Annotated in this window: 26 protein-coding genes; 12 read left to right on the forward strand and 14 right to left on the reverse strand. The window is 71.3% G+C overall.

Annotated elements, in window-relative coordinates:
* Nucleotides 1-105: 105 nt before the first annotated feature.
* Nucleotides 106-1,170 (reverse strand): aspartate-semialdehyde dehydrogenase, encoded by a 1,065-nt coding sequence (locus tag OG302_RS20155; protein ID WP_371528051.1) that lies wholly within the window; start codon nt 1,168-1,170, stop codon nt 106-108.
* The gene (locus OG302_RS20160) at nt 1,167-2,438 is read right to left on the reverse strand and encodes an aspartate kinase (protein WP_361829197.1); all 1,272 of its coding nucleotides are present in this window, start codon (nt 2,436-2,438) and stop codon (nt 1,167-1,169) included. The genes OG302_RS20155 and OG302_RS20160 overlap by 4 nt, the downstream gene beginning before the upstream one ends.
* Nucleotides 2,439-2,759: 321 nt before the next feature.
* Here OG302_RS20160 and OG302_RS20165 point away from each other — a divergent pair, with 321 nt between their 5' ends.
* Both OG302_RS20165 and OG302_RS20170 read left to right on the forward strand, forming a co-directional pair.
* Nucleotides 2,760-3,113 carry a PadR family transcriptional regulator gene (locus OG302_RS20165; RefSeq protein ID WP_371528052.1) on the forward strand — a complete coding sequence of 118 codons (354 nt, stop codon included), beginning with the start codon at nt 2,760-2,762 and terminating at the stop codon, nt 3,111-3,113.
* 29 nt (nt 3,114-3,142) lie between these two features.
* On the forward strand, nt 3,143-4,237 hold the full coding sequence (locus OG302_RS20170) for a hypothetical protein (protein WP_371528053.1): 1,095 nt from the start codon (nt 3,143-3,145) through the stop codon (nt 4,235-4,237).
* A gap of 54 nt (nt 4,238-4,291) precedes the next feature.
* Here OG302_RS20170 and OG302_RS20175 read toward each other — a convergent pair whose 3' ends face one another.
* From OG302_RS20175 to OG302_RS20185, 3 genes are all read right to left on the reverse strand, one after another.
* Nucleotides 4,292-5,059 carry a DUF5063 domain-containing protein gene (locus OG302_RS20175; protein WP_371528054.1) on the reverse strand — a complete coding sequence of 256 codons (768 nt, stop codon included), beginning with the start codon at nt 5,057-5,059 and terminating at the stop codon, nt 4,292-4,294.
* Nucleotides 5,052-5,651 carry a recombination mediator RecR gene (gene recR / locus OG302_RS20180; RefSeq protein ID WP_371528055.1) on the reverse strand — a complete coding sequence of 200 codons (600 nt, stop codon included), beginning with the start codon at nt 5,649-5,651 and terminating at the stop codon, nt 5,052-5,054. The genes OG302_RS20175 and recR overlap by 8 nt, the downstream gene beginning before the upstream one ends.
* A gap of 67 nt (nt 5,652-5,718) precedes the next feature.
* Nucleotides 5,719-6,060 carry a YbaB/EbfC family nucleoid-associated protein gene (locus OG302_RS20185; protein ID WP_361829540.1) on the reverse strand — a complete coding sequence of 114 codons (342 nt, stop codon included), beginning with the start codon at nt 6,058-6,060 and terminating at the stop codon, nt 5,719-5,721.
* Between the two features lie 317 nt (nt 6,061-6,377).
* Here OG302_RS20185 and OG302_RS20190 point away from each other — a divergent pair, with 317 nt between their 5' ends.
* Nucleotides 6,378-7,172, forward strand: a complete 795-nt coding sequence (locus OG302_RS20190) for an SLATT domain-containing protein (RefSeq protein ID WP_371528056.1) — start codon at nt 6,378-6,380, stop codon at nt 7,170-7,172.
* A 76-nt stretch (nt 7,173-7,248) separates the two neighbouring features.
* Here OG302_RS20190 and OG302_RS20195 read toward each other — a convergent pair whose 3' ends face one another.
* The 4 genes from OG302_RS20195 to OG302_RS20210 all read right to left on the reverse strand — a co-directional run bounded on the left by OG302_RS20195 (nt 7,249) and on the right by OG302_RS20210 (nt 12,635).
* Entirely contained in the window at nt 7,249-7,899 is a 651-nt protein-coding gene (locus OG302_RS20195; protein ID WP_361829187.1) for a hypothetical protein, read from the reverse strand.
* A 90-nt stretch (nt 7,900-7,989) separates the two neighbouring features.
* Nucleotides 7,990-10,431 carry a glycosyltransferase gene (locus OG302_RS20200; RefSeq protein ID WP_371528057.1) on the reverse strand — a complete coding sequence of 814 codons (2,442 nt, stop codon included), beginning with the start codon at nt 10,429-10,431 and terminating at the stop codon, nt 7,990-7,992.
* Complete coding sequence (locus OG302_RS20205) at nt 10,428-11,141, reverse strand: GntR family transcriptional regulator (RefSeq protein WP_371528058.1); 714 nt, start codon at nt 11,139-11,141, stop codon at nt 10,428-10,430. The genes OG302_RS20200 and OG302_RS20205 overlap by 4 nt, the downstream gene beginning before the upstream one ends.
* 132 nt (nt 11,142-11,273) lie before the next feature.
* Complete coding sequence (locus tag OG302_RS20210) at nt 11,274-12,635, reverse strand: aspartate aminotransferase family protein (protein WP_371528059.1); 1,362 nt, start codon at nt 12,633-12,635, stop codon at nt 11,274-11,276.
* A gap of 221 nt (nt 12,636-12,856) precedes the next feature.
* Between OG302_RS20210 and map the strand changes: the two genes are divergently transcribed.
* Nucleotides 12,857-13,627, forward strand: a complete 771-nt coding sequence (gene map, locus OG302_RS20215) for a type I methionyl aminopeptidase (protein ID WP_371528060.1) — start codon at nt 12,857-12,859, stop codon at nt 13,625-13,627.
* Between the two features lie 69 nt (nt 13,628-13,696).
* On the opposite strand, the gene OG302_RS20220 is transcribed toward map, so the two are convergent.
* Nucleotides 13,697-13,849 (reverse strand): hypothetical protein, encoded by a 153-nt coding sequence (locus OG302_RS20220; RefSeq protein WP_371528061.1) that lies wholly within the window; start codon nt 13,847-13,849, stop codon nt 13,697-13,699.
* On the opposite strand from OG302_RS20220, the gene OG302_RS20225 reads away from it, so the two are divergent.
* Genes OG302_RS20225 through OG302_RS20235 form a run of 3 tightly spaced genes read left to right on the forward strand, consistent with a single transcriptional unit; the run spans nt 13,848 to nt 16,452 of the window.
* Nucleotides 13,848-14,243: a hypothetical protein gene (locus OG302_RS20225; protein WP_371528062.1), complete on the forward strand. Its 396-nt coding sequence runs from the start codon at nt 13,848-13,850 to the stop codon at nt 14,241-14,243. The two genes, OG302_RS20220 and OG302_RS20225, sit on opposite strands and share 2 nt — an antisense overlap.
* A gap of 44 nt (nt 14,244-14,287) precedes the next feature.
* Nucleotides 14,288-15,100 carry a response regulator transcription factor gene (locus OG302_RS20230; protein WP_371528063.1) on the forward strand — a complete coding sequence of 271 codons (813 nt, stop codon included), beginning with the start codon at nt 14,288-14,290 and terminating at the stop codon, nt 15,098-15,100.
* Entirely contained in the window at nt 15,100-16,452 is a 1,353-nt protein-coding gene (locus OG302_RS20235; protein WP_371528064.1) for a sensor histidine kinase, read from the forward strand. The genes OG302_RS20230 and OG302_RS20235 overlap by 1 nt, the downstream gene beginning before the upstream one ends.
* On the opposite strand, the gene OG302_RS20240 is transcribed toward OG302_RS20235, so the two are convergent.
* Both OG302_RS20240 and OG302_RS20245 read right to left on the reverse strand, forming a co-directional pair.
* Nucleotides 16,385-17,197, reverse strand: coding sequence for a VTC domain-containing protein (locus OG302_RS20240; RefSeq protein WP_371528065.1), 813 nt, complete (start codon nt 17,195-17,197; stop codon nt 16,385-16,387). The two genes, OG302_RS20235 and OG302_RS20240, sit on opposite strands and share 68 nt — an antisense overlap.
* A complete protein-coding gene (locus tag OG302_RS20245) occupies nt 17,194-17,859 on the reverse strand; it encodes a DUF4956 domain-containing protein (protein WP_371528066.1) in 666 nt (221 codons plus the stop codon). Before OG302_RS20245 ends, OG302_RS20240 begins: the two co-directional genes overlap by 4 nt.
* Before the next feature lie 187 nt (nt 17,860-18,046).
* Here OG302_RS20245 and OG302_RS20250 point away from each other — a divergent pair, with 187 nt between their 5' ends.
* The 4 genes from OG302_RS20250 to OG302_RS20265 all read left to right on the forward strand — a co-directional run bounded on the left by OG302_RS20250 (nt 18,047) and on the right by OG302_RS20265 (nt 22,995).
* The gene (locus OG302_RS20250; protein WP_371528067.1) at nt 18,047-18,643 is read left to right on the forward strand and encodes a DJ-1/PfpI family protein; all 597 of its coding nucleotides are present in this window, start codon (nt 18,047-18,049) and stop codon (nt 18,641-18,643) included.
* Nucleotides 18,644-18,693: 50 nt separating this feature from the next.
* Entirely contained in the window at nt 18,694-19,206 is a 513-nt protein-coding gene (locus tag OG302_RS20255) for a MarR family winged helix-turn-helix transcriptional regulator (protein ID WP_371750178.1), read from the forward strand.
* Between the two features lie 79 nt (nt 19,207-19,285).
* Nucleotides 19,286-21,316, forward strand: a complete 2,031-nt coding sequence (locus OG302_RS20260) for a serine/threonine-protein kinase (RefSeq protein ID WP_371528068.1) — start codon at nt 19,286-19,288, stop codon at nt 21,314-21,316.
* A 143-nt stretch (nt 21,317-21,459) separates the two neighbouring features.
* Complete coding sequence (locus OG302_RS20265; protein WP_371528069.1) at nt 21,460-22,995, forward strand: substrate-binding domain-containing protein; 1,536 nt, start codon at nt 21,460-21,462, stop codon at nt 22,993-22,995.
* 78 nt (nt 22,996-23,073) lie between these two features.
* Here the strand turns inward: OG302_RS20265 and OG302_RS20270 are convergent, their stop codons facing one another.
* The gene (locus OG302_RS20270) at nt 23,074-24,357 is read right to left on the reverse strand and encodes an adenylosuccinate synthase (protein ID WP_361829163.1); all 1,284 of its coding nucleotides are present in this window, start codon (nt 24,355-24,357) and stop codon (nt 23,074-23,076) included.
* 131 nt (nt 24,358-24,488) lie between these two features.
* Here OG302_RS20270 and OG302_RS20275 point away from each other — a divergent pair, with 131 nt between their 5' ends.
* Nucleotides 24,489-25,349: a diacylglycerol kinase family protein gene (locus tag OG302_RS20275; RefSeq protein ID WP_371528070.1), complete on the forward strand. Its 861-nt coding sequence runs from the start codon at nt 24,489-24,491 to the stop codon at nt 25,347-25,349.
* 55 nt (nt 25,350-25,404) lie between these two features.
* On the opposite strand, the gene OG302_RS20280 is transcribed toward OG302_RS20275, so the two are convergent.
* On the reverse strand, nt 25,405-25,914 hold the full coding sequence (locus OG302_RS20280; protein ID WP_371528071.1) for a GbsR/MarR family transcriptional regulator: 510 nt from the start codon (nt 25,912-25,914) through the stop codon (nt 25,405-25,407).
* Nucleotides 25,915-25,952 lie beyond the last annotated feature (38 nt).

A 25,952-nucleotide genomic window follows, 5' to 3' on the forward strand; every position in this document is an offset into this window, starting at 1 on the left:
CAAGTTGGACACAGAACTTACACAGATCCCACAAAGGCTTTCGCCCCGGGGAGCATTTGGGGCTCGTTTTGCCCGCCTGCCTGCACCTTTCTGCGTCTTTTTGCCCTACTGCTGACGCCCGGTGAACTCCCCCGCCACGAGCTCCGCGATCTGGGTCGTGTTCAGCGCGGCGCCCTTGCGCAGGTTGTCCCCGCACACGAAGAGCTCCAGGGCCGTCGGATCGTCGAGCGCGCGGCGCACCCGGCCCACCCACGTGGGGTCGGTCCCGACCACGTCGGCGGGGGTCGGGAACTCCCCGGCGGCCGGGTTGTCGAACAGCACGACGCCGGGGGCGGTGGCCAGGATCTCGCGCGCGCGGTCCACCGTGACCTCGTCCTCGAAGCGCGCGTGCACGGTCACCGAGTGCGTGGTGACGACCGGCACGCGTACGCAGGTCACCGCGACCTTCAGGTCGGGCAGGCCGAGGATCTTGCGGGACTCGTCCCGCACCTTCATCTCCTCGGACGACCATCCGTCGTCGCGCAGCGTCCCGGCCCACGGCACCACGTTCAGCGCCACGGGCTCCGGGAAGGGCCCGGTGTCGTCGCCGACGGCACGGCGTACGTCACCGGGGCTGGTGCCGAGCTCCGAGCCCGCCACCAGCTTCATCTGCCGCCGCAGCGTGTCCACGCCGTCGCGTCCGGCCCCGCTCACCGCCTGGTACGAGGAGACGATCAGCTCGCGCAGGCCGAACTCGGCGTGCAGCGCGCCGATGGCCACGATCATCGAGAGGGTCGTGCAGTTGGGGTTGGCGACGATGCCGCGCGGGCGCACGCGCGCGGCGTGCGGATTGACCTCGGGGACGACCAGCGGCACGTCCGGGTCCATCCGGAAGGCGGCGGAGTTGTCCACGACGACGACGCCCTTGGACGCCGCGACGGGAGCCCACTGCGCGCTCACCTCGTCGGGCACGTCGAACATCGCCACGTCGACGCCGTCGAAGGCCTCTTCGCTCAGCGCGAGCACCTCGACCTCCTCACCGCGCACGGCCAGCTTCTTGCCGGCCGAGCGCGGTGAGGCCACGAGTCGGATCTCGCCCCAGATGTCGGCGTGCTGCGACAGGATCTGGAGCATGACCGCGCCGACGGCCCCGGTCGCTCCGACGACCGCGAGCGTCGGCTTTCCGGTCATCGCCCGGTGCCTCCATAGACCACGGCCTCGTCCGTGTCGGAGTCGAGGCCGAAGGCCGTGTGCACGGCGCGCACGGACTCGTTCGCGTCATCGGCGCGCGTCACGACCGAGATGCGGATCTCGGAGGTCGAGATCAGCTCGATGTTCACGCCCGCGTCGCTGAGCGCCTCGAAGAAGGCTGCGGTGACGCCGGGGTTCGTCTTCATGCCCGCGCCGACCAGCGAGATCTTGGCGATCTGGTCGTCGTAGCGGAGGGAGTCGAAGCCGATGGCCGCGCGGGTCTTCTCCAGCGCGTCGACGGCCTTGCGGCCCTCGGCCTTGGGCAGCGTGAACGAGATGTCCGTGAGGCCCGTCGAGGCGGCCGACACGTTCTGGACGATCATGTCGATGTTGACCCCGGAGTCCGCGATGGCGCGGAAGATCCCTGCGGCCTCACCCGGCTTGTCCGGCACGCCGACGACCGTGATCTTGGCCTCCGAGGTGTCGTGCGCGACACCGGAGATGATGGCCTGCTCCACCTTGCGGTCCCCTTGCGGTTCGTTGCTGACCCACGTGCCCCGCAGTCCCGAGAAGGACGAGCGGACGTGGATCGGGATGTTGTAACGACGGGCGTACTCCACACAGCGGTGGAGCAGCACCTTGGACCCGGAGCTCGCGAGCTCCAGCATGTCCTCGAACGAGATCCAGTCGATCTTCTGGGCCTTCTTGACCACACGGGGGTCGGCGGTGAAAACGCCGTCCACGTCCGTGTAGATCTCGCAGACCTCCGCGTCGAGCGCGGCCGCGAGGGCGACAGCGGTCGTGTCGGATCCACCACGACCGAGCGTGGTGATGTTCTTGCCCTCCTGGCTGACGCCCTGGAACCCGGCGACGATGGCGATGTTGCCCTCGTCGATCGAGTCCCGGATGCGGCCCGGGGTGACATCGATGATCCGCGCTTTGTTGTGGACGGAGTCGGTGATGACACCGGCCTGGCTGCCCGTGAACGACTGGGCCGCGTGACCCAGGTTTTTGATCGCCATGGCCAGAAGGGCCATGGAGATCCGCTCCCCGGCGGTCAGCAGCATGTCGAATTCACGCCCGGCAGGAATCGGGGATACCTGCCCGGCAAGATCGATCAACTCATCCGTCGTGTCACCCATGGCGGACACCACGACAACGACCTGATGGCCGTTCTTCTTGGCGTCGACAATCCTCTTGGCGACCCGCTTGATGCCCTCGGCATCGGCTACGGAGGAGCCTCCGTACTTCTGCACGACAAGGCTCACGTGCGCTCCTCGCTCAGTCCGTCTCTTACCGCACTGCTGCGGTCGGCTCAGTCTAACGAGCGGCCGAAATTCGCCGCGCGAATATCGCATCGTGAGATGTCCCGCCCACTCCGTGATCATCCGCTGGCATACGCGCCCGCTGCTCGGGACGTACGTTTCGACCGCTCGGCTTGGCACATGCCCGCTGGGGAGTGGAGCACTCCGAAAGTGGGGCGGGTCACAGGTTCTCCACGCCGTCACTCTTCCGGGTCTGGCGGATGTCCGGGACTCCGACTATTCTGAAATCCTAACTAGTCGAGAAGACGAGGAGGGGCGGAGGGCATGACGGAATTCAGCTCCGCGTGGCTGCGTGCGGCGTTGCCGTTGTGTCTGCTCGGGATGCTGGAGCGGGGCGAGAGCTATGGGTACGCACTGCTGCAGGAGTTGAGCGCGGCCGGCCTGTCCAACGCCAAGGCGGCGACGCTCTATCCGGCCCTGACCAGGCTGGAAGAGGAAGGCGCCGTCGACATCCGCTGGAGCGCGGGCGACGGCGGACCCGGCCGGAAGTACTACAGCCTCACCGAGACGGGGCGCACGCGGCTGGCCGTCGAGTACCGCGCCTGGCGCGACTTCGACGGTGTGGTGACGGCCTTGGCCGAGGGCAGCGGGGTCTCCGCGGAGAGCTCCGAGAGTTGAGAGCGGACAGGGACTGGGGGAAGTTGACGATGCGTACGGAAGGCAAGGAGCAGACGTCGGGCTGGCCGAGCGGCGACGACGCGCGGTGGGCCGCGGAGTTCGAGCTCGCGCTGGCCGTGGAGCACTCGCCGCCCGAAGGGCTCGCCGAGGAGGCCCTCGAGGAGGCCCGGATGACCGCCGTCGAGGCGGGGGCGCCCGTCAGGGAAGTGCTCGGCGATCCCACGGCGTACGCCGAGACGGTGGCAGCCGAGCGGATCGACGAGACCCGGCGCAGCTCCGTCGATGTCGAGGGCTTCGCCCCCGGCGACCGGTTCACCAGCTCCTTGTTGCTGGCCGGCGGCCAGGTCGCGCTGTTCGGCGTGGTGCTGTGGGCCGCCAACGGCCTGTGGATGCGGGTCGGTTGGGCCACCGGTGGGGCCGGGCTGCTGCTCGCCGTGCTGATCGTGCTCGTGACCGGTGTCGTCCCCGAGCTGCGCGCGGCGGGGCGGCTGCGCGCCGGCCGGGTGGCCATGGCCTGCGCCGTGGTGCTCGTCGTGGTCTGCGCCGCGTTGTTCACCGCCGTACCCCGAGGGCCCCAGGTGAGCGTTCCGGCGCCCTCGTTGTTCGCCGTCGGCGCGCTGCTCGGGGCGGTGGGCTGGCGGATCACCCCGGAGTCCGTCGGGCGCTGGTTCCGTGGGCGGACCGTGCCTGCCGAGGACATACGGAGCGGACGTGAGGGGGACGCGGGGAGCGACGACGAGGCGTGGCTGACGCGGCTGTTCGCGCTGCTGCGGGGGCGGCACGGTGTGCCCGCGGCTGACGCCCGGCGCAGCGTGGCCGAGGCGCGGGACCATCTCGCCGCATCGGGCGGGAGCGCCGCGGGCGAGTTCGGGGACGTCGAGGTCTACGCACTGCGGCTCAGCGAAGGGCCGGGGAAGTCGCGGCGTGCGGCACGGGCCGAGGTGGTGCCCACCGTCCTGTTCACCGGGGGACTTCTCTGGTGGGGCATCGACCTGGTCAGTGATCCGGAGCCCGCGTCGCTCTGGTTCTGGGCGAAGGTCGCGGTGCTGGTCGCCGGTGCGTGGGCCTGGACCACCACCACGTGGTCGCTGTGGCACCAGCTCCGGCCGGCCGGCAAGCGCTGAGCCCTCGCCGGTCCGGGCGGCGGTACGGCCCGGACCGGGTGTCCCGGACGCCGTCTACTGCACGGAGCGCAGGCCCAGGGGCCCGGCGATCTCCTCCGCCATGACCTTGCCCGCCGCTTCCGCGAGCGCGTCCTCGGCCAGGTCCTCGTCGGTGTCCAGGCCGTTGAGGTCTTCGAGGGGCTGGTTCAGGCGGACGTGGGCGACCAGCGACTGGAGGGCCCGCAGGGCGCCCGACGCGGTGGAGCCCCAGTTCGAGAAGTACGAGAACTGCCACCACCACAGGGCCTCGACCGTGCGGCCCGCGCGGTAGTGCGCCAGGCCGTGGGAGAGGTCGGCGACCACGTCTGCCAGGTCGTCCGAGATGCGGCAGGGCACCGGGGCCTTGCGCGGCTCGTACGGGTCGAAGACCTCGGAGTAGACGTCGATCGGCTCCAGCATGGCGGCCAGGCGCTCACGCAGGTCGTCGACGTCACGCTCCGGGCCGAGATCCGGCTCGTAGCGGTCTTCGGGGACGATGTCCTCGTGCGCGCCCAGACGGCCGCCGGCCAGCAGGAGTTGGGAGACCTCAAGCAGGAGGAAGGGGACGGCCGAGTCGGGCTCGTCGCCCTTGGCGACCTCCGTCACCGCGACGATGAAGCTCTCGATCTGGTCCGAGATCTGCACCGCGAAGGAGTCGGGGTCCTGGGCGGCGGCGTGCAGGAGGACCGTCGCCTCCGGGGCGATGACCGTCTCTGGGACGATCACCGGCTCGGGGACGACGACCGGCTCCGCGACGGCCGACGCTTCCGGATTCGTGGACTTCTCTTGCTGCTTCTTAGACATCTAGGAGTCGTCTCCCCTCGAAGGCGCGGCCCAGGGTGACCTCGTCCGCGTATTCCAGATCTCCCCCGACAGGGAGCCCGCTGGCCAGGCGGGTGACCTTCAGGCCCATGGGCTTGATCATGCGCGCGAGGTACGTCGCCGTCGCCTCGCCCTCCAGGTTCGGGTCCGTGGCCAGGATCAGCTCCGTGACCGTCCCGTCCGCCAGGCGCGCGAGCAGCTCTCGTATACGCAGGTCGTCCGGTCCCACCCCCTCGATCGGACTGATCGCTCCGCCCAGGACGTGGTACTTCCCCCGGAACTCGCGCGTACGCTCGATCGCCACGACGTCCTTGGGCTCCTCGACCACGCAGATGACGCTGAGGTCGCGGCGCGGGTCGCGGCAGATGTTGCAGAGATCTTCCTGCGCGACGTTGCCACAGGTCGCGCAGAAGCGGACCTTGTCCTTCACCTCAAGGAGGGCGTGGGCGAGGCGGCGTACGTCCGTCGGCTCGGTCTGCAGGATGTGGAAGGCGATCCGCTGCGCGCTCTTGGGACCGACGCCGGGCAGCCTGCCCAACTCGTCGATGAGGTCCTGAACCACGCCTTCGTACACGGGGTGCCTTTCCTGCTTTTGCCGAGTATCACACTTTGGTACGTACGGTAGTTGGCCTGCGGCCCTCTTAGAAGGGAAGGCCCGGGATGCCTCCGCCGCCCAGCCCCTGCGCGAGCGGGCCCAGCTTCTGCTGCTGGAGCGCCTGCGCGTTCTCGTTCGCCGCCTGGACCGCCGCGACCACCAGGTCCGCGAGGGTCTCGGTGTCTTCCGGGTCGACCGCCTTGGGGTCGATCACGAGGCCGCGCAGCTCGCCGGAGCCGGTGACCGTCGCCTTGACGAGCCCACCGCCCGCCTGGCCTTCGACCTCCGTGCGCGCGAGCTCGTCCTGAGCGGTCGCGAGGTCCTGCTGCATCTTCTGGGCCTGCTGGAGCAGCTGCTGCATGTCGGGCTGGCCACCACCGGGGATCACGATCAGCTCCTGTCTCGTCACGGTATTTGCGGTGGGTTCTCCACCTGGAATGAGCCTACGTGGTCGGGGGTGCCCTCGCCCCAGCACTCTTTCGAGTGAGATCGGCCGTCCTCCTATACCTGATCAAGCAGCTCTTCCGGGCGGAAATACCGCGAAAAAGGGCTCATGGCCACCCATTGGGCGGTAGGACTGGGGCTGCGCATGAGCAGATGACATCAGTCGCATCAGCACCAAACAGCACCGACTGTCACAGCGCGCGCACCGTACGGAGCCGCCGCAGGGAACAGTCAGGGATCTCGTAGAGGTAGGAGTGCCGGGTGAGCCAGCCGGAGATGCAGCCCGAGGGGGTGCCCCCAGAGGGGCAGGGTGCCGGGGCGGGTGCGCAGCCGGGCGTTCCTGGTGGTGGTCCCGGTGGCGCCCCCGGCGGTGGGGACCGCTCCCGGCTCGGGGATCTGACGGGGCGGGCCTTTCCCCTCGGCGACTGGGGCGATCCGGCGCAACGGCTCGACGAGTTGTACCGGTGGGTGGAGCGGGGCGCGCTCAACACCGCCGAGTGGTACTTGTCCGACCGGGCGTGGAAGCGGCGCGGGGCGCGGCTGGCGCGGGTGGGGGCGGCGGTGGGGGCCGTGGGCGCGGGGGTGCTTCCACTGCTCGATCTGGCGGGGGCGGTGGGGGGTATCGCCACGTGGGGATTCGTCTCGCTGCTCGCGGGGGCGGCGTGTGTGGCGTGCGACCGGTTCTTCGGCCTGACGTCCGGGTGGATGCGGGACGTGGCCACCGCGCAGGCCGTGCAGCGGCGGCTTCAGGTGCTGCAGTTCGACTGGGCGTCGGAGAGTGTGCGGGAGGTGCTCGGGCCCACCGACGGGACGGCCAGTGAGGCCGCCGAGCGGTGCCTCGGGGTGCTTCGGCGGTTCTCGGAGGACGTGACGGAGCTCGTGCGGTCCGAGACCGCGGACTGGATGGTGGAGTTCCGGTCGGGCCCCGCGCCGTTGGCCATGCAGGCCGTGGTTCCGGCCTCCCGCGGGGAGGCCGGAACTGCCCCTGTCCGGGCCGCCCTGCCGCCCGGTGCCCGCCCCAACATGCCCCGGCAGCGACCGCCGGAGCCTCGCTGAGGTGACTGGGGCGAGTGGGGCGGGTGGGGCGCGTGGGACGGGTGGGTGCCTCGGACGCCGGACGGACCGGGAGCCGTCAGCTGTAAATGATCATTGAGCCTTGCGCCAGGCTTCGGGTGGTCGCCGCGTGCAGGCCGAGCCACACATGGCGCTCCCTCGCGAAGGGGCTGTCGTCCGGTGGAGCCGGGGCCGCCGGTTCCTCCAGGGACGTGGGCGCCTCGGGCGGGGTCGGCGGGCGAGGAGGGTTGGTCGCGTCGATGCCGATGGACGGGGCCACGAACTCCAGCTCCCGCAGGAGCGCGTGGGACGAGCCCAACGGGCCGCCCCCGGAGAGGAGTTCGTCGTTCGAGAGGGGCGCGGGGAAGTCGACCGGGACGTACGCCCCCGCGTGGTCGTAGTGCCAGACCAGGTGCGACTGCTGAGCCGTGGTGTCGAACATCTCCAGCAACTGCTCGTAGTCCCCGCCCAGTTCGTCCACCGGCGTGACCTCCAGGCCGCAGACCTGGAGCAGATACGCACGACGCAGGAAATGCAGCGCGTCGTAGTCGAATCCCGCGACCGGGGCCACGTCCCCGGAGAGGCCCGGCATATAGGCGAAGACGGGGACGGAAGGCAGGCCGGCCTCGTGCAGCGCCTTGTCGTACGCCGCGATCTCCTCCGCGAAGGGATTGTCGGGGCTGTGGCACAGCACGTCGACGAGCGGGACCAGCCACAGATCACAGGCCAAGGGTGCTCCTCAGGTCAGGTCATACGCGGACGGCATATCGGACGTCGGACGTTCCTCGCGTGCAGGCAGCGTAGTCCGGGCGGACGCCCCCTAGCTCCCCTTGTGCAGATCCCAGATCCACACCCCGTCTACCCACTTTCCGGGGCGGTCAAGGAGTTCCTCCACCGTCACCCGCAGTTCGGCGTCGTGCTCCTGCGGCGCGAGCACCAGGACGCCCGCTTTCCAGTACGCCAGGTCCTCGCGCGCGGCCCTGCGCCACGCCTCCGTGATCCGCGGGGCACGGCCCGCCGCGCGGACGTCCCGCAGGAGGTTGGAGGTGTTGCGGGGCGACGCGCCGTAGATGCCCACGCGGTCCGGTCCCCACGGCCCGTTGAAGTAGCCGCCGGGCAGGCGGAAGCCCAGGCCGGCGGTGGTCTGCCAGTGCAGCGCCTCCGCCCCTGCCGGGTCCGGCAAAGGCACGGGCACGAGGGTCTCGCCGTCGCCCAGGTACTTCTTCCAGGTCCCGTGGGCGATGAACCCGGGAGGCTGCGCCCGCTCCACCGCCCGCAGCGGCGCCGGCACGATCGGCAGCAGCGCGAGGGCGACCGCCGCCACGCCCGCGCAGCGCGCTGCCGTCATCCGGTGGGGCGCGGCGAAGAGGCCTGCCAGCGCCAGTGCCACCAGCATGCCGAGCGCCGGGGCGCACACCATCGCCACCCGCGACTCGATGACCGACTCGAAGAGGGGGAGGTGGGACAGAGGTGCCCAGGGGCCGGGAAGCACGATGTCCGTCAGCGGAATGCGGAACTTCGGACCCAGGGAGAGGAAAGCCGCCGCGAGGACCGTGCAGGCCAGCGCCTTCACCACCGTCCACTCCCAGAGACGTACGACGATCGCGAAGGCCAGCGCGGCCAGGGGCCAGCCGTAGAAGGCGTTCTGTTCGGTGGGGTTGGCGGAGAGGGCCGCGGCCGTCTTCTCGTTGCCCGCCAGCGAGCGTTCCGCGAAGGAGAGGAGCGCCAGGGGGCTGTTGCCCGCGTTGTCGCCGTGCAGCACGCTCGTGTAGCTCTGCGGGCCGAAGAACTGCCAGTGGAGCGGGAAGGCGACCAGCGGGACCGTGACCGCCACGGCCACGCCGAGGCCGCGCGCGAGGGGGCGCAGCGCCGCCCTCGCCATGTCCCTGTGCGCCAGCCCGTACGCCGCCGCGAACAGCAGCATGCCCACCGCGGCGAGCAGCAGCGGCTCCTCGCCGAGGAAGATCTGGTACGTCGTGAAGAGCCCGAGGACCACTCCGTCGCGTACGACCCGGGTGCCCTCGCAGAGCCGCAGCGCCCTGTCGATGATCAGCGGGATCATGAACAGGACCATGAAGTTCGGGTGCGCGTGGGCGTGGCTGACCATCGGTGGCGCGAAGGCGGCCAGTGCCGCGCCGACGGCTGCCGCGCCCCGGTGCCGTACGAGACGTCTGCGGATCAGCCAGTACCAGGCGAGGGCGGTCGCGGCCAGGCCCAGCGTCATCGCCGCGTTGAGGGCGGCAGCCGGGCCGAAGAGCCAGGTCACCGGGGCGAAGGGGACGGAGAGGCCGAGCATGACCGTGTTGGCCATGAGGTTCACGCCGTCGGGGAAGTTCTGGAGGTCCGTGAAGAGGGGGTTGTGGAGGTGGCGGACGTTGTCCGCCGTCACCGCGAAGAACCACTCCCACTGGTTCTGGTCCTGGAGGGAGTCCGGGAGGTAGCGCGCGCCCGGTGCCGCCCAGCGGCCCGAGTAGAGGGTGACGGCCATGGCCAGGAAGAGCGCCGCGACGAGCAGGTCCCTCGGGCGCAGGGTGCGGGCCTTGAGCGAGGTCAGTTCGGCGAGGACCTTCGCGTAGTCGACCGGGCGGACCTTCGAGCCCTCCTGGTGCGCCCAGCGCACCGGCACCTCGGCGACCGGCCAGCCGGAGCGGCGGAAGTACTGCAGTATCTCGACGTCTATGCCCCAGCCGCGCAGGCGCGACGCGGCGAAGGCTTCACGGGCACGGTCGCCGTCGAAGAGCTTGAAGCCGCACTGGGTGTCGCGGACTCCGGGGACGGCGACCGTTCGTATCAGGAAATTGCCGGTACGGCCGAGGAGTTCACGCAGGCGGTGCTGGTGGCTCTCGATCGTGGCGCCGGGGCGGGCCCGGGACCCTATCGCCGCCGCGTGGCCGTCGGCGAGCGCCTTGTCGAGGCACTCCAGCTCCTCGATGGGCGTGGCCAGATCGGCGTCGGTGATCAGGACGCGGTCGCCGCGCGAGGCGAGGACGCCCAGGCGCAGGGCGTGTCCCTTGCCGCGGTTGCGGGGGGAGTGGACGAGGCGGACGCGGGGGTCGGCGGCCTCGGCGTCGGCCGCGATGTCGAGGGTGCCGTCGGTGGAGCCGTCGTCCACGACGATCAGCTCCCACCGGGTGCGGTCGCCGCTGCCCCCTGGCCCGCCCTCGGCCCCGTCCTCCAGGTAGGCCCGGATCGCGGCGAGGGTGGGGGCCAGGCGCCGCTCCTCGTTGTAGGCGGGGACGACGACGGACAGATCCACGCTCATGCAGCGGCCAGCCGCTCGATGAGGGCGAGGGAGTGGGCGTTGTACTCGTCGACGATCGCGTGCGCGGTCTTGGGGTCGCGGTGCGCGAGGGCGTCGACGAGCTCGGTGTGCCGGGCCCAGAGGGTGCCGCGCAGGTCGCCGTCGCCGCGTTCGACGGCGCGGCGGAGGTAGGTGACGGCGCAGACCCAGGACTGCAGGCGGAGGCGGTGCAGGAAGTCCGAGAGGTAGGGGTTGCCGAAGAGGGCGCTGAGCTCGCGCCAGAAGCGGAGGTCGTAGCCGATGAGGACGTTCAGGTCGCCCGCGCAGGCGGCGCGTGCGGCTTCCTCGCCGCGGCGGCGTACGGAGATCAGGGCGGCGGTGGTTTCCTGCTGGCCCCTGGGCCCCAGGGGGGTGCCCTTCTTCACGAGGTCGCGGAAGATTCCGTCGGCGACGAGGCCGCGGGCCTCCAGCATGCCCCGGTAGTCGGCGAGGGTGTGCTCGTGGACGCGGTAGCCGCGGTGCTGGTCGGCGTCGAGCAGGCCCTGCGCGGCGAGGTTCACCAGGGCCTCGCGGACCGGGGTCGCGGAGACGCCGTACTGATCGGCGATCTCCTTGACCGTGAACTCCTGGCCCGGCTCCAGACGGCCGCCGAGGATCTCGTCGCGCAGCGCGTCGGCGATCTGCTGGCGCAGAGTGCTGCGGATGACGGCGGGGCCGTCGGTGCCGGGCATCTGGGTTCCCTCGCGGAGTCGTCTTGGTGGTCGTCGTCTGCTTACGAGCACGTCAGACTACGCGGTCGGGGTTCCCGGCCCCGGGCGACCGGTTTCCCGGCGCCCGGCGGCGGGGGTGCCCACCGGGGGCGGTCACGCCGTGTGCTTGTCCGCCTCCGTCAGCGCCGCGTCCAGCGCCGCGAGGCCCTCCTTCGCCTCCGTGTCCGTGATGTTGCACGGGGGGACCACGTGCGTGCGGTTCATGTTGATGAAGGGCCACAGGCCCTTCTTCTTCGCGGCGGCGCCGAAGGCGGCCATCGGGGCGTTCGCCTCGCCCGTGGCGTTGTACGGGACGAGGGGCTCGCGGGTCTCCCTGTCCTTGACCAGTTCCAGGGCCCAGAACATCCCGAGGCCACGGACCTCCCCGACGCTCGGGTGCCGCTCTGCGAGGTCCGCGAGGGCGGGGGCGATGATCTCCGAGCCGACGCGGGCCGCGTTCTCGACGACTCCCTCGTCCTCCATGACGTTGATCGTCGCCACGGCGGCGGCGCAGGCCAGCGGGTGTCCGGAGTACGTGAGGCCGCCCGGGTAGGGCCTGCGGGCGAACGTCTCCGCGATGGCGGAGGAGATCGCGACCCCGCCGAGCGGGACGTATCCCGAGTTCACGCCCTTGGCGAAGGTGAGGAGGTCGGGCACGATGCCGCCGTCGAAGTGATCGGCGGCGAACCACTTGCCCGTACGGCCGAAGCCCGCCATGACCTCGTCGAGGATGAAGACGATGCCGTGCCGGTCGCAGATCTCGCGTACGCCGGCGAGGTAGCCCGGCGGCGGGATCATGATGCCGGCCGTGCCCGGGACGGATTCGAGGATGATCGCCGCGATCGTCCGCGGGCCCTCGAAGGCGATGGTGTCCTCCAGGTGCTGGAGGGCGCGCTCGCACTCCTGCTGCTCGTTCTCGGCGTAGAAGGCGCTGCGGTAGAGGAACGGCGCCCAGAAGTGGACGACGCCCGCCGTGCCGTTGTCGGAGGGCCAGCGGCGGGGGTCGCCGGTGAGGTTGATCGCCGCGGAGGTGGCGCCGTGGTACGAGCGGTAGGCGGAGAGGACCTTGGGGCGGCCGGTGTGGAGGCGCGCCATGCGGGTCGCGTTCTCCACGGCCTCCGCGCCGCCGTTGGTGAAGAAGATCTTGTCCAGGTCGCCGGGGGTCCGCTCGGCGATGAGGCGTGCGGCCTCGGAGCGGGCTTCCACGGCGAAGGCGGGCGCGAAGGTCGTCATCTCCGCCGCCTGCTGCTGGATCGCGGCGACGACCTTCGGGTGCTGGTATCCGATGTTGGTGAAGACGAGGCCGCTGGTGAAGTCGAGGTAGCGGTTTCCGTCGTAGTCCCAGAAGTACGAGCCCTCCGCGCCTGCCACGGCGAGGGGGTCGATCAGCTCCTGTGCGGACCAGGAGTGGAACACGTGCGCGCGGTCCGCGGCCTTGACGGCGGCGCCGACCTGGGGATTCGGCTGAGGGGTCATGTGGGCGAGGGTAAATGTCCACGGTGTGGACGGGACATGGGCGGTCTGTTTCGCGGCGGTGAGGGGCACTGGACAGTGTGTCGGGGTCCCCGGAGCCCCCGGGTGTGAGTGAGTGGAGCCCCCGGGTGTGAGTAGCGGAACCGGACCACGACAGGAAACCAATTCTCATACCGGTACAGTTAGCCCGGTATAGTTATTGGTTTCATGAGAAGGGCACCCCCATGATCGAAATCCTGAACCCCACCCTGCTGGCCCGAGCGAAGGACGCCGGCGCCGTGGTCGCCGACATCCTGCACACCCTGAAGGGCCGCAGCACGGTCGGCACGAACCTGCTGGACATCGACCGGTGGGCCAAGGCCATGATCGACGAGGCGGGGGCGGTGTCCTGCTACGTCGACTACGCGCCGTCCTTCGGGCGCGGCCCGTTCGGCCACTACATCTGCACGGCCGTCAACGACGCCGTGCTCCACGGCCTGCCGCACGACTACGCACTGGCCGACGGCGATCTGCTGACCCTCGACCTCGCCGTCTCCAAGGACGGAGTCGCGGCGGACGCCGCCATCAGTTTCCTCGTGGGATCCGCGCGGCCCCAGGAGAGCGTCGCGATGATCGAGACGACCGAGCGCGCCCTGGCCGCGGGGATCGCGGTCGCCGGGCCCGGGGCCCGCATCGGGGACATCTCGCACGCCATCGGCACGGTCCTCGGCGATGCGGGGTACTCGGTCAACACCGAGTTCGGGGGCCATGGCATCGGATCGACGATGCACCAGGACCCGCACGTCGCGAACACCGGGCGCCCCGGCCGCGGATACAAGCTGCGCCCCGGACTGCTGCTCGCGCTGGAGCCGTGGATCATGGCGGACACCGCCCAGCTCGTCACCGACGACGACGGATGGACGCTCCGCAGCGCGACCGGCTGCCGGACCGCGCACAGCGAGCACACGATCGCCATCACCGACGACGGGGCCGAGATCCTCACCTTGCCGAAGTAGGCCGAAGCAGGCCGAAGCAGCAGGGCGTCGCGACGCCGGGGAGATCCTCGGCAGTTCCCTCTGAAGCCCCTAGTCGTCCGCCACCACCTTCGCCCGTGGCTCCCCGTCCGCCCCGCACCGGATCTCGTAGGGCAGATCGTCCCGTTCGTCGTCGTCATCGTCGCTCGGCTCCGCCTCCAGGCGGGCCACCGCGCCCGGACCCCGGGCCACGTCGTCGTCCATGTGGAACCCGTCCGCCGGGCTCCACGAGACGAGGTACACCGTCCCGTCCGCCCTGCACTCGACCGTCGCCGTCCCGCCCGTGAACCGCAGGGTGGACCGCTCACTCTTCGGCGGCGCGCTCTTCGAAGGAGACGGCGAGGTGGAGGGCGCGGTGGAAGGCGAAGTGGAGGCGGACGGCCGGCCCGGCGTCGGCGGGGACGCCTTCGTCGCCGCCAGGGCTCTCTCCACCGCCCCCTCGTCCAGCGGACGGCTGTGCGCCGCGACCCCGCTGTCCGACGTGGCCAACTGCCAGGCGCCCAGCGCCCCGGCAGCCGTTCCCATCGCCACCCATGCCGCGGTCACCGCCGCGCTCCGCCACTTCCTCATCCGGCCACTGTGCCGCACCGTTTCCTAACGCCCGGTTAAGGGCTGCCCAAAGCACGTGGCTACGGTGGATGTATGGCCCATCTTCTCGTCGTGGAGGACGACCCCCAGCTGCGCGGTGCCCTGGTGCGGGCCCTGCGCGACAGAGGGCACGCCGTCGCCACCGCGCCCAGCGGCATGGCAGGACTGGACACCGCGGTCACCAACCGCCCCGACCTCGTCGTGCTCGACCTGGGGCTTCCGGACGTGGACGGCGCCCAGATCCTCCGGATGCTCCGCGCCGTGAGCGACGTACCCGTCATCGTCGCGACGGCGCGCGACGAGGAGCGGGAGATGGTGGCGATCCTGGAGGACGGGGCCGACGACTACATCGTCAAGCCGTTCGGCGCCGCCCAGCTCGACGCCCGCATCAAGGCGGTCCTGCGCAGGCTCGGCGCGGCCGACGCGCCGGAGGAGCCCCTGCGCGTCGGAGGCCTCGCCATCGCCCCGGCCTCCCGTGAAGTCACCCTGGACGAAAGCCCCCTGGACCTCACCCCGCGCGAGTTCGACCTGCTCGTCTACCTCGCCCACCGCCCCGGCCAGGTCGTCTCCCGCCGCGAACTCCTCGCCGAGGTGTGGCAACAGCCCCTGGGCGGCGCCGACAAGACGGTCGACGTGCATCTCTCCTGGCTCCGCAGGAAGCTCGGCGAGACGGCCCAGGCACCCCGCTACCTCCACACGGTCCGCACGGTGGGCGTGAAGCTGACGCCCCCCGAAGACCTCCAGGACCCCCAGAACCCCGAGGGACCCGAAGGCCCCGAAGGCCCCGAAGGCCCAGAAGGCCCAGAAGGCCCAGAAGACCCCGAAGCCCCCACGGAGTCCGCCGCCGGACCGGAACGGGCCCGCTGATGCGCCGCAGTCTCCTCCTCCTCACCGCCGCCACCACCGCCCTCGTCCTGACCGCCCTGCTCGTCCCCCTCACCCTCCTCACCCGCACCCACGCCGCCGACCGCACCACCGCCGAGGCCACCGCCCGTGCCCAGTGGGTGGCCCACGCCCTCGGTCCCGCCCTCGCCACCCGGGACGAGCGCGAGACCGCCGAGCAGACCGTGGAGAGCGTCAACACCCAGGATCTGCCGACCACTTCGCTCGTCCTGGCCGACGGCACCGTCATCGGGGCCGGCCCGCATCACCGGTCCCGGGCGCACGTCACGGACGCCATCCGCCTGGCCCGCACCGGCCGCGCCTTCACCTACGAGCCGTCCACCGGCGGACGCCAGGTCCTCGTCCCCGTCCAGGGCGCGGCCGATGGCACCGCGGTCGTCCAGGTCACGCTCACCGAGCGGCAGTTGTACGCGGGCACCATGACCTCCTGGCTCGTGCTCGCCGGGATCGGGGTCGGCCTCGTCCTCGTCGGGCTGCTCCTCGCCGACCGGCTCGGCTCCCGTCTGGTCGGCGCGGCCCGCCGCCTGGCCCGCACCGCGGACCGCCTCGCCGCGGGCGACCTCACCGCGCGCGCCACTCCCGAGGGCCCGCCGGAGCTCCGCCTGGTCGCGGGCGAGCTGAACCACCTCGCCACCCGCATCGACGAGCTCCTCACCGCCGAGCGCGAGAACGCCGCCGACCTCGCCCACCGCCTCCGTACCCCCGTGGCCGCCCTCCGTCTGGATGCCGAGACCCTGCGTGACTCGGAGGAGGCGCACCGCATCGCCGCGGATGTCGCCGCCCTGGAACGCAGCGTCGACGACGTGATCCGCAAGGCGCGCCGCCCCTTCCGGGACGCCCCCTACGCGGACCTGGCCGCCGTGGCACGCGAACGCGCGGCGTTCTGGCTGCCGTTGGCGGAGGACCAGGGGCGCACGACGGAGATCGCGGCCATCACCGGCACGCACCCCGTGCCCGTCCCCGAGGACGATCTGACCGCCGCCATCGACGCCCTCATCGGCAACGTCCTGGACCACACCCCTCAGGGCACCCCGTTCCGTGTCACCGTCCGCACCACCCCGGCGGGCGAGGCCGAGCTCAGCGTCACCGACGAGGGCCCCGGCCTCCCGCCCACCTACGCGGCGGAACGCGGCACCAGCGGCGGCGGCTCCACCGGCCTGGGTCTCGACATCGCCCGGCGGACGGCACAGGACGCGGGCGGCACCTTCGACATGGCGTCGGACGCCGCCAGCGGCACCCGGGTGACCCTCACCTTCCCCCAGGCACCGCAGCGGCCCGCGGAAACGCGACCCGGACGGCCCGGGCCCACCGATTGACCCCCAACTCGGGCCGCAGGGCGGCGAACCCACCGCAGTACTTCGTGAAGTCCGCGGCCCGCACGCCGTACCGGTGAAGGACCCGGTCCGCCTCCGTCAGATGCCCCTGCGTCTTGGTCTCCACCAGGACGAGCCCGGAGTCCGCCGCCACCGACCGGCCCGTGGCCAGGTCCCGCACGACGAGCCCCGCGTCGCACGTGATGCGCTGGCCGTCGGCCACGAACGTCGCCCGCTGGTACTCAGTGACCAGCGCCGTGGTGAGCCCGCCCGGCGCCTCGATGCCGTACGACCCGCTCAGGACGCCCGCGAGGAACCCCTGCCGCTCGGCGTCGAGCACGCGGTCGTCGCCCTCCAGGCGCTGGCGGTGCTTGACCGTCTCGCCGCGCCCGCTCTTCAGCTTGATCTCGAACTGCCGCTCACCGCTGTCCTGGTAGACCCGCTCGCGGATGCGGTAGCGCAGCCGCCTGCCCTGCCGGTGGTGGTGGTAGGTCAGCAGCTCAGGGGTGTCGTAGTACGTCGAGTGATAGCTGAACCAGCGCTTTCCGCCGATGCTCAGGGCCCGGAAGGGGCCCGAGGGGCGGCGCGGGTCCGTGAGCAGCGCGGCCAGGTCGTCGAAGATCTCGACCGGCACGAGATAGCTGTTGTCGTAGCGGGCGAGCAACTCCGCGCGGGCGTTGACCTCGTCGAGCGAGATGGGGTGCGCGGCGAGCGCGGCTCGGCCGATGGCGCGTACGGCGGGGTTCACACGGTCTCCTTCGGATGGGGGACGGCAGGCGTGCGGGACCGGGTCGTGCGGCGTCGTGGTTCTGTGGGTACGAACTCCCCGCGCCCCCCGGAAGGTTCCGGTGGCCGGAATCGGACTTCCAAAACCATCAGGTCGCGTACGTAGTCGACCTCTTGGACGGTCCAGCCGAGCGGCTCCCCGAGGCGCCGCGCCAACTCGTCGCGCAGCGCGCTCTCCTCGCGGTACACGGCGTCCAGGGTGATGACCGCGCGCCGGTCGGCGGCGAAGAGGCGGGGGTGGTCGGCGCCGTACATCACCAGGAGCAGTACGGCCGCGAGCCCGGCGGCGACCGGCAGATCGAGGCCCGGGAGCCCGCAGAGGAGGCCCAGGACGAGGGTGATGAAGTAGTACGCCACTTCCTGGTGCTGCAGTGCGTCCGAGCGGAGCCGCACGATGGACAGCACCCCGAAGAGCCCGAAGCCGAGCGCGAGCCCGCCATTGCCGCCGGCGCTCGCGAGGGCGGAGACCACCGCGAAGAGCGCGACGTTCAGGGCGAGGTAGGCGGGGACCAACTCCCTTCTGCGGTGCCGTGGATAGAAGACCCCGAAGGTCAGGAGGGTCACGGCCACCAGATCGAGCCCGAGGTGGGCCGCCATCTGTCCGAGGTTCTCTGCGCTGTCCATGACCAGGACGCTAGGGACCGGCGGGTTAAGGCCGCCCCCGGTGGGAGTTAACGAACCCGGGGACAGGCATGGGCACCCTCTTGACAGCATGCTGCCACTTTGACAGCATGCTTACATACGCACGACGGAGAAAGCACAGCACACAGCGGCACCCCACCCCGTGGACCAGTGACCAGTGGAGGCAGTCATGACCCGCAAGCCCGTGCACCTCGCCGTTTACGACACCCTCGCCGACTGGGAGCCCGGATACGCCACCGCGTACCTCGCCCGCGCCGGGTACGAGATTCGCACCGTCGCCGCCGGCTCGCTCGACCCCGTCACCACCGTGGCCGGCGTGCGCATACAGCCCGACCTGACCCTCGCAGACCTGCGGCCCGAGGACAGCGCGCTGCTGATCCTGCCGGGCGCCGACCTGTGGGACACGGGCGACGACCTCGCCCCCTTCGGCCGCGCGGCCCGCGCCTTCCTCGACGCGGACGTGCCGGTCGCCGCGATCTGCGGGGCCACCGCGGGGCTCGCCAGAGAGGGGCTGCTCGACGATCGCGCGCACACCAGCGCGGTGTCGTTCTACCTCGCGGCGACCGGCTACAAGGGCGGCGAGCGGTACGTCGACGTGGACGCCGTCACCGACGGCGGGCTGACGACGGCGGGGCCGACCGAGCCGGTGGCCTTCGCCCGCGAGATCCTCGGACGGCTCGGCGCCTTCGAGGGCGAGAAGCTCGACGCCTGGTACCGCCTGTTCCACGACTCGGACGCGTCGGCCTACGAGGTGCTGGAATCGTGAGCGACGACAGCGCGAACGACGACTTCGTGGGCAGCGACACCGACCGCCGGGTGCGGGAGCGGCAGGATCTGTTCTCCCGCACCGCCCTCGGCGTCTTCCGGCTCAACGGCCAGTTCCTGACGGTGGCCGACGAACTGGCCAAACCCGGTGGTCTCACCGCCGCCTGGTGGCAGGTGCTCGGCGCCGTGCTGCGCGAGCCGCTGCCCGTCGCCGGGATCGCCCGCGCGATGGGCATCACCCGGCAGAGCGTGCAGCGCATCGCCGATCTGCTCGTGCGGCGCGGCCTCGCCGAGTACGTGCCGAACCCGGCCCACCGCCGCGCCAAGCTGCTGCGCCCCACGGACGAGGGACTGGCCGCCGTCCGGCGGATCAGCCCCGGCCACGCGGAGGTGGCCACCCGGCTCGCGGAAGCCCTCGGCGAGACGGAATTCGCCGAAACGGTACGGGTGTTGGAGCGGCTTTCCGGGGTCCTGGGCGAGGCGGTCCTCCCCCTTTTGGAGGGGAATCCGGCTATCGCGGGGAATTCGGCCACGGATATGGAACAACCCGTTACGGAGCCGTAGCAGGCAGTCCGTGCCCCGATGTCCTACCGCCCCACTATCCTCGATCTGTTGCACACCAACGGGGGAGGTCGGCGCGGCGATGGAGAAACTGGGACCTGGGGATCCACAGCGAATAGGCGCCTATCGGCTGCTCGCGCGACTCGGCGCGGGCGGCATGGGGCACGTCTATCTCGCACGATCCGACCGGGGACGTACGGTCGCGGTCAAGCTGGTGCGTGAAGAGCTCGCCGAGCAGGAGGAGTTCAGGAACCGCTTCCGGCAGGAAGTGAAGGCGGCGCGGCGGGTCGGCGGCGCGTGGACGGCGCCGGTGCTCGACGCGGACACCGAAGCGACGATCCCCTGGCTGGCCACGGGGTATGTCGCGGGTCCCTCGCTCCAGAGCGTCATCTCGCACGACCACGGGCCGCTGCCCGAGCGGTCCGTGAAGATCCTGGCGGCCGGGCTCGCCAACGCCCTCAAGGACATTCACGCGGCGGGCCTCATCCACCGCGACCTCAAGCCGTCGAACGTGCTCGTCACGATCGACGGACCCCGCGTCATCGACTTCGGCATCGCCCGCGCCCTGGAGACGGTGACCGACGGCGGCCTGACCCGTACCGGCGCGCTCGTCGGCTCGCCCGGCTTCATGGCGCCCGAGCAGGTGCGCGGCGACCGGATCACCCCGGCCTGCGACGTGTTCTGCCTGGGTTCGGTCCTCGCGTACGCGGCTTCGGGCGCGCTGCCGTTCGGCACGGCCAACAGTGGCGTGCACGCGCTGATGTTCCGCATCGCGCAGGAGGAGCCGGACCTGGAGGGGCTGCCGGAGGAGCTGGCCGAGCTGGTCGGCGACTGCCTGCGCAAGAACCCCGCCGACCGGCCGACGCTGGAGCAGGTCCTTGAGCGGACGGGGGCGGAGGACACCCTCGGCGACGGCGGCCGGACGCGGGATCCCTGGCTTCCCGGCGCCTTGGTGGCCCAACTGGGCCGTCATGCCGTGCAGTTGCTGGACACGGAAGATCCGGACGAGGACGGCTCGGAGGCGTCGTCCGCAAAGGGGACGCCCGCGAAGGGGGCGGTTCCGCCGGTGTCGCTCGCACCGCCGAAGGAGCTGGCCGCGGGGAGCGGGGACGGCGCGGCCAAGTCCGCCGCGGAAGCCGGGGCAGCCGCGGAAGCCGCTGCCGGTGCCGCCGCCGTCGCCGGAGCAGCCGCGGCGGCCGCGGCCGCCGCGGGGAACGGCGCCAGGCCGGGCCCCGTGGACGGTGACACCCCGCCGCCGCCCGGCAGACCCGGCGACGCGACGCCCGTGAACCACCTCCCGACGATGATCACCGGGCAGGCACCACCGCCCACTCCCCCGCCGGGCCAGGCGGCGTACGGCTACCCCCAGCAGCACCCGCAGCACCCGCAACCCCAGCAGCACCCCCAGCAACCGCCGCCCGGATACGGCTACCCGCAGCAGCAGGGTCCGTACGGCCCGACGCCGCCCTACGGCCCCACACCGCCCTACGGCCCCCCAGTCCACCCGCAGGGCGAGCCCCCGCGCCGCAGCGGGCGGTCCACCGCCGCGCTCATCGCGGTCGCCGTCATAGTGGCCATAGGGGCGGGCGGCACGGTGTACGCGGTGATGAAGGGCGACGGCACCACCAAGGCGGGCGGCACGAACTCCGACTCGCCGTCCAACAGCGCGCCCTCGACGCCGGGCACGCCGTCCGAGGACGGGTCGTCGGATCCAGAGACCCCGCCCACGTCCGCCGCCTCCGAGGAGGAGACCGCGGACGGCACGATCCCGGAGAAGTTCCTCGGCACCTGGAACGGCTCCATCCAGAACAACCTGGGCAGCAACTCCCGGCGCCTGGTCCTCCAGCAGGGCGACGTCGGCGACACCGTCGTCTCGATCACCGCGGACGGCCCGACCGACACGGGCGGCACGTACCACTGCGTGTTCCAGGGCAAGTTGGAGTCGGCGAGCGGCAACACCCTGAGCATCGGCCCGACGGACGTGATCGTCGGACAGCCCGCGAGCTCCTGCAAGGCGGGCGAGGCGAGCACGGTGACGCTGCTCTCCGGCGGCAGGCTGCACCGCGAGAGCGCGGGCACGGACAAGGGGCTGACGTACGACAAGGAGGGCTAGGACCAGGACCAGGTCCGGGAGTCAGGACAACGGCGACACTGAACTGGGCGTACGGCGCCGGTAGTTGAACCCCCGGCGAACAGCTGCCGTCCGGACGGACAAGCGCCGCCCGGCGGTCATGGCCGCCCCCTACCGTGCCGCCCATGAACTGGTTGAGCACCGAAAACATCATCGCCGTGCTCGCCATCCTGGTCGGCATCGCCGGCGCGTTCGTCCCCGTCCTGCTGGAACGCCGCGTACCGCGCCGCAAGCGCATCGGCTACCGCAAGCAGATGGACACGGCGATAGGCGACAACGTCCGTACGGGCGACGCGAACGCGCGCCTCGGTCTCTTCGACGAGGCCCCCGAGATGTCGGACGCGACGCTGGTGCTGCTGCGTGTCGAGAACGACGGCTCGCTGCCGATCGACGTCGCCGACTACACGGGCCGCTCGCCGCACGGCCTGACCGCGGTCTTCGAGCACCGCACGATCCGCGCGGTGGCGGTGACGCTGCCGCCCGAGGCCGACCATCTGATGGAGCACTTCGCGCCCGGCACGGGCCTCGGCTACGAATCCGGCAGGCTGCACATCCCGCGCGTGCCGCTCAACCGGGGCGAGTACTACAAGCTCCTGGTCCTGCTGACCGGCGGCCCCGTCGACAGCGACTACACGGTCGTCGGCGGCATCCAGGGCGGCGAGACGCACGAGAACCACAGCGCGGCACCCGACGAGAAGCCGCCGGTGTTCAGCAGGCTCTCGCAGCGGGTGGCCATCGCGCTGAGCCTGGTGATCCTCGGCCTCGCGGGGCTCATCCTGCGCCCCGACACCCCGCCGCCGCCCTCGTACTGCGAGAAGGGCAGTCTCACCCTGACCGGGTCGACCGCGTTCGAGCCGGTCGCCACCGAGCTCGCGGACAAGTACATGAAGGACTGCGAGGGCTCGGACATCGCGGTGAGCGCGCACGGCAGCCGGGGCGGTGTGCGGGAGCTTGCGGCGTCGGACACCGGGCCGGGCAAGGGCTCACCGCCGGTGATCGCCTTCTCCGACGGGCCGCGCCCCGCCAGTTACTCGCAGCTGAGCGAGACGCGGGTGGCGGTCTCCCTGTTCGCCCTCGTCCTGAACGAAAAGGTCCCGGTCAAGAACCTCTCCACGACGGACGTACGCCGCCTCTTCACCGGCGAGATCCGCAACTGGAAGGAGCTGCGGGGAGGCCCCGACCTGCCGGTGGTCCTGGTGAGCCGGGGCTCCAGCTCCGGCACGCGGGTCACCCTCCAGCACCGGGTCCTCAAGGGCGCCCCGGAGATCCAGGAGTCGTCGAGCGACTGCCTGACGAAGGACATCGGCCCCAGGGCGCCGGTGATCCGCTGCGAACTCGACTCCACGGAACAGGTCCTGGACACGGTCGCGACCACCCCCGGCGCGATCGGCTACAGCGAGCTGCGCAACACGACCACCCTCAAGGGCATGCACCGCCTGACCCTGGACGGCCACGCCCCGTCCGTCGACCACATCCAGTCGAGCGGCTATCCGTACCGCGAGATCGAGTACGCCTACACCTACGGCAGTCCGCCCGCCGACTCCCTGGCGTCGAGCTTCCTCGCGTACGCGATCCGCGGGAACGGCCAGGACGTGGTCCGCACGCACGGACACCTGCCGTGCCAGACGCCGGTGGGGCTGCGGATGTGCGGGGCGGGCTGAGCGGGGCGGACCGGACGGGGGTACGGCGAAGGGGCTCCCCGGACAGACCGGGGAGCCCCTTCGCCGTACTGGTGACGCCTAGACGAACGAGTTGATCTCGATCGTCTCCGTGCGGCCCGGGCCCACGCCGATCGCGGAGATCGGCGCGCCCGACATCTCCTCGAGCGCCTTCACGTAACCCTGCGCGTTCTTCGGCAGGTCGGAGAAGGTCTGCGCCTTGGTGATGTCCTCGGACCAGCCGGGGAGCATCTCGTAGACGGGCTTCGCGTGGTGGAAGTCGGTCTGGTTGTACGGGAGTTCCTCGACGCGCTTGCCGTCGATCTCGTACGCCACGCAGACCGGGATCTGCTCCCAGCCCGTCAGGACGTCCAGCTTCGTGAGGAAGAAGTCCGTCAGGCCGTTCACGCGGGTCGCGTAGCGCGCGATCGGCGCGTCGAACCAGCCGCAGCGGCGGTCACGGCCGGTGGTGACACCGCGCTCGCCACCGATGCGGCGCAGGTCCTCGCCGTCCTGGTCGAAGAGCTCCGTCGGGAACGGGCCCGCGCCGACACGCGTGGTGTAGGCCTTCAGGATGCCGATGACGCGGCTGATCTTCGTCGGGCCGACGCCCGTACCCGTGCAGGCGCCGCCCGCGGTCGGGTTCGAGGAGGTGACGAAGGGGTACGTGCCGTGGTCCACGTCCAGGAGGGTGCCCTGGCCGCCCTCGAAGAGGACCACCTTGTCCTCGTCGAGCGCGTTGTTGAGGATCAGGGTGGTGTCGGCGACGTACTGCTTGATGTTCTCGCCGTGCTCCAGGAGCTGCTCGACGATCTGGCCGACCTCGATGGCGCGGCGGTTGTAGAGCTTGGTGAGGAGCTGGTTCTTGACCTCAAGAGCCGCCTCGACCTTCTGCTCCAGGATCGACTGGTCGTAGAGGTCCTGGACGCGGATGCCGGTGCGGTTGATCTTGTCGGCGTACGTCGGGCCGATGCCGCGGCCGGTCGTACCGATCTTGCGCTTGCCGAGGAAGCGTTCCGTCACCTTGTCGACGGTCACGTTGTACGGCGTGATGATGTGCGCGTTACCGCTGATCAGAAGCTTCGACGTGTCGACGCCGCGCTCGTTCAGACCGCTCAGCTCGGAGAGCAGGACCGACGGGTCGACGACGACTCCGTTGCCGATGACAGGCACGCAGTCCGGGGAGAGAATCCCGGAAGGGAGGAGATGCAGCGCGTACTTCTGGTCGCCTACGACGACCGTGTGGCCGGCATTGTTGCCGCCCTGGTATCGCACTACATAGTCCACGGAGCCACCGAGCAGGTCAGTGGCCTTTCCCTTGCCTTCGTCACCCCACTGAGCACCGAGCAGCACAAGTGCGGGCACAGGCGTACACCCCTTCCGGGCGGGGCATGTCCAAGGTCAGGGGCCGTAGCCGCCATATGGGTGTGCCTTGGATGCTGCCCCGGAATAGACGAAGCCCCTGGCGCAATAGCGCAAGGGGCTCTTGCACAAAGATGCTACCCGAGGACTCTGAAAAGGGGCGCACGTTGTCGGCTCGCGACCAGCTGCTAGTCGTCATCGACCCGGTCGCCCGGCGCACGGACGGTGAGTCGGTACGGATCGCGAAGGATGTGCTCGGCGCGGGCGCGGCCGTCCGGATCTGCCTGCCGGAAGGGCCGGAGGATTTCGCGAAAGCCCTGGCCAGAAGGGGTGCGCGGCGTCCCGTGGTGATCGGGGACGACCGGGCGCTGCTGCGTGCCGTGGCGGTCCTGTACCGCGAGCGGGAGCTCGGTTCGTGTGCGATTTCGGTCGTTCCGGTGGGGGCTTCCCAGGTGCTTGCCCGGTCCCTCGGAGTGCCGCCCGGGGCCGTCGCCGCGGCCCGCGCGGTGCTCGAAGGGGCCGAGCGGCGGCTCGATCTGCTGGTGGACGACAGCGACGGGGTGGTCCTCGGGACGCTGCGGATCCCGCCCGTCGCCGCGGCGGCCCCCGGCGGCACGGCGGTGGACGGGCACCACCCCTGGCTGCGCACGTGCCAGTCCTTCGTCCGCACGCTGGCACGTCCCTCGCGGGTGGCGTCGGCGCCGGGACCCGGTCCCGCGCGGCTGCGGGTGGAGGCGGACGGGGTGCTCGTGGTGGACCTGGACCAGCCGGTGGAGGGCGTCTCGGTGCGTCCGGGGGCCGACGGTCTCGCGGAGGTCGAGGTGCGGCCGTCCTCGGTGGGCGCGGCGGCGGAGGCCCTGCGGGCGCGGGCCCGGACGGTCACGGTGTCCGGGGCGGACTTCCGCTACCGGGCGGACGCGGTGGTCGGGGGGCCTGTGCGGACGCGGACGTGGTCGGTGCGGGCCAGTGCCTGGGGCTTGATGCTGCCTCGGTGACCGGCTGCCCGCGTGCCCGTCCGGGTGACCGTCTGCCCGCGCGTGCCCCGGTGGCTCACTTGCCGAACAGGGTCTCCCGGTGCACCCGCCAGCGGTCCAGCATGGCCACGAGCTCGTGCTCGACGAACTCGAAGAAGGCGAGCGTCTCGGCCATGCGGCGGCCCGCCGGGGTGTCGGCGCCCAGGCTGCTGACACCGTCGCGCAGGGCGGACTCCCAGCGCTTGAGGACCCCGTCACGGTTGGCCAGCGCCTCGTACCACTGGTTGCTGTGCACCCGGAAGAGGTCGCGCCGGGAGCCGGGCTCGCGCTCCCGGGCCACCATGTGCTGCTGCGTGAGGTAGCGGACCGCGCCCGACACCGCCGCCGGGCTCACCTGGAGCTGCTTTCCGAGCTCCGCCGAGGTCAGCGCGCCGGAGTCCGAGGCCAGGAGCGCCGCGAAGATCCTCGCGGGCATCCTCGCCATCCCCGCCTCGACCAGTTGCGCGGCGAACTGCTCCACGAACCGGGAGACGACCTCGTCGTCACGTCGCGTGCCCTCCGCGGACCCGTCGGACCCCTTGGGCATCTGTCGATCATCTCCCCTGTGCTTCGTCGAGCGTGTTC

The organism is Streptomyces sp. NBC_01283 (genome assembly GCF_041435335.1).
Classification (GTDB): Bacteria; Actinomycetota; Actinomycetes; order Streptomycetales; family Streptomycetaceae; genus Streptomyces.

Coding starts and splice junctions, on each gene's coding strand:
- OG302_RS20170 (WP_371528053.1), top strand. CDS start 3,143: ATGCGTACGGAAGGCAAGGAGCAGACGTCGGGCTGGCCGAGCGGCGAC.
- OG302_RS20175 (WP_371528054.1), bottom strand. CDS start 5,059: ATGTCTAAGAAGCAGCAAGAGAAGTCCACGAATCCGGAAGCGTCGGCC.
- OG302_RS20245 (WP_371528066.1), bottom strand. CDS start 17,859: ATGGACAGCGCAGAGAACCTCGGACAGATGGCGGCCCACCTCGGGCTC.
- OG302_RS20280 (WP_371528071.1), bottom strand. CDS start 25,914: ATGCCCAAGGGGTCCGACGGGTCCGCGGAGGGCACGCGACGTGACGAC.
- OG302_RS20265 (WP_371528069.1), top strand. CDS start 21,460: ATGAACTGGTTGAGCACCGAAAACATCATCGCCGTGCTCGCCATCCTG.
- OG302_RS20250 (WP_371528067.1), top strand. CDS start 18,047: ATGACCCGCAAGCCCGTGCACCTCGCCGTTTACGACACCCTCGCCGAC.
- OG302_RS20230 (WP_371528063.1), top strand. CDS start 14,288: ATGGCCCATCTTCTCGTCGTGGAGGACGACCCCCAGCTGCGCGGTGCC.
- map (WP_371528060.1), top strand. CDS start 12,857: ATGATCGAAATCCTGAACCCCACCCTGCTGGCCCGAGCGAAGGACGCC.
- OG302_RS20220 (WP_371528061.1), bottom strand. CDS start 13,849: ATGGACGACGACGTGGCCCGGGGTCCGGGCGCGGTGGCCCGCCTGGAG.
- OG302_RS20210 (WP_371528059.1), bottom strand. CDS start 12,635: ATGACCCCTCAGCCGAATCCCCAGGTCGGCGCCGCCGTCAAGGCCGCG.
- OG302_RS20225 (WP_371528062.1), top strand. CDS start 13,848: ATGTGGAACCCGTCCGCCGGGCTCCACGAGACGAGGTACACCGTCCCG.
- OG302_RS20235 (WP_371528064.1), top strand. CDS start 15,100: ATGCGCCGCAGTCTCCTCCTCCTCACCGCCGCCACCACCGCCCTCGTC.
- OG302_RS20155 (WP_371528051.1), bottom strand. CDS start 1,170: ATGACCGGAAAGCCGACGCTCGCGGTCGTCGGAGCGACCGGGGCCGTC.
- OG302_RS20200 (WP_371528057.1), bottom strand. CDS start 10,431: ATGAGCGTGGATCTGTCCGTCGTCGTCCCCGCCTACAACGAGGAGCGG.
- OG302_RS20205 (WP_371528058.1), bottom strand. CDS start 11,141: ATGCCCGGCACCGACGGCCCCGCCGTCATCCGCAGCACTCTGCGCCAG.
- OG302_RS20275 (WP_371528070.1), top strand. CDS start 24,489: ATGCTACCCGAGGACTCTGAAAAGGGGCGCACGTTGTCGGCTCGCGAC.
- OG302_RS20165 (WP_371528052.1), top strand. CDS start 2,760: ATGACGGAATTCAGCTCCGCGTGGCTGCGTGCGGCGTTGCCGTTGTGT.
- OG302_RS20260 (WP_371528068.1), top strand. CDS start 19,286: ATGGAGAAACTGGGACCTGGGGATCCACAGCGAATAGGCGCCTATCGG.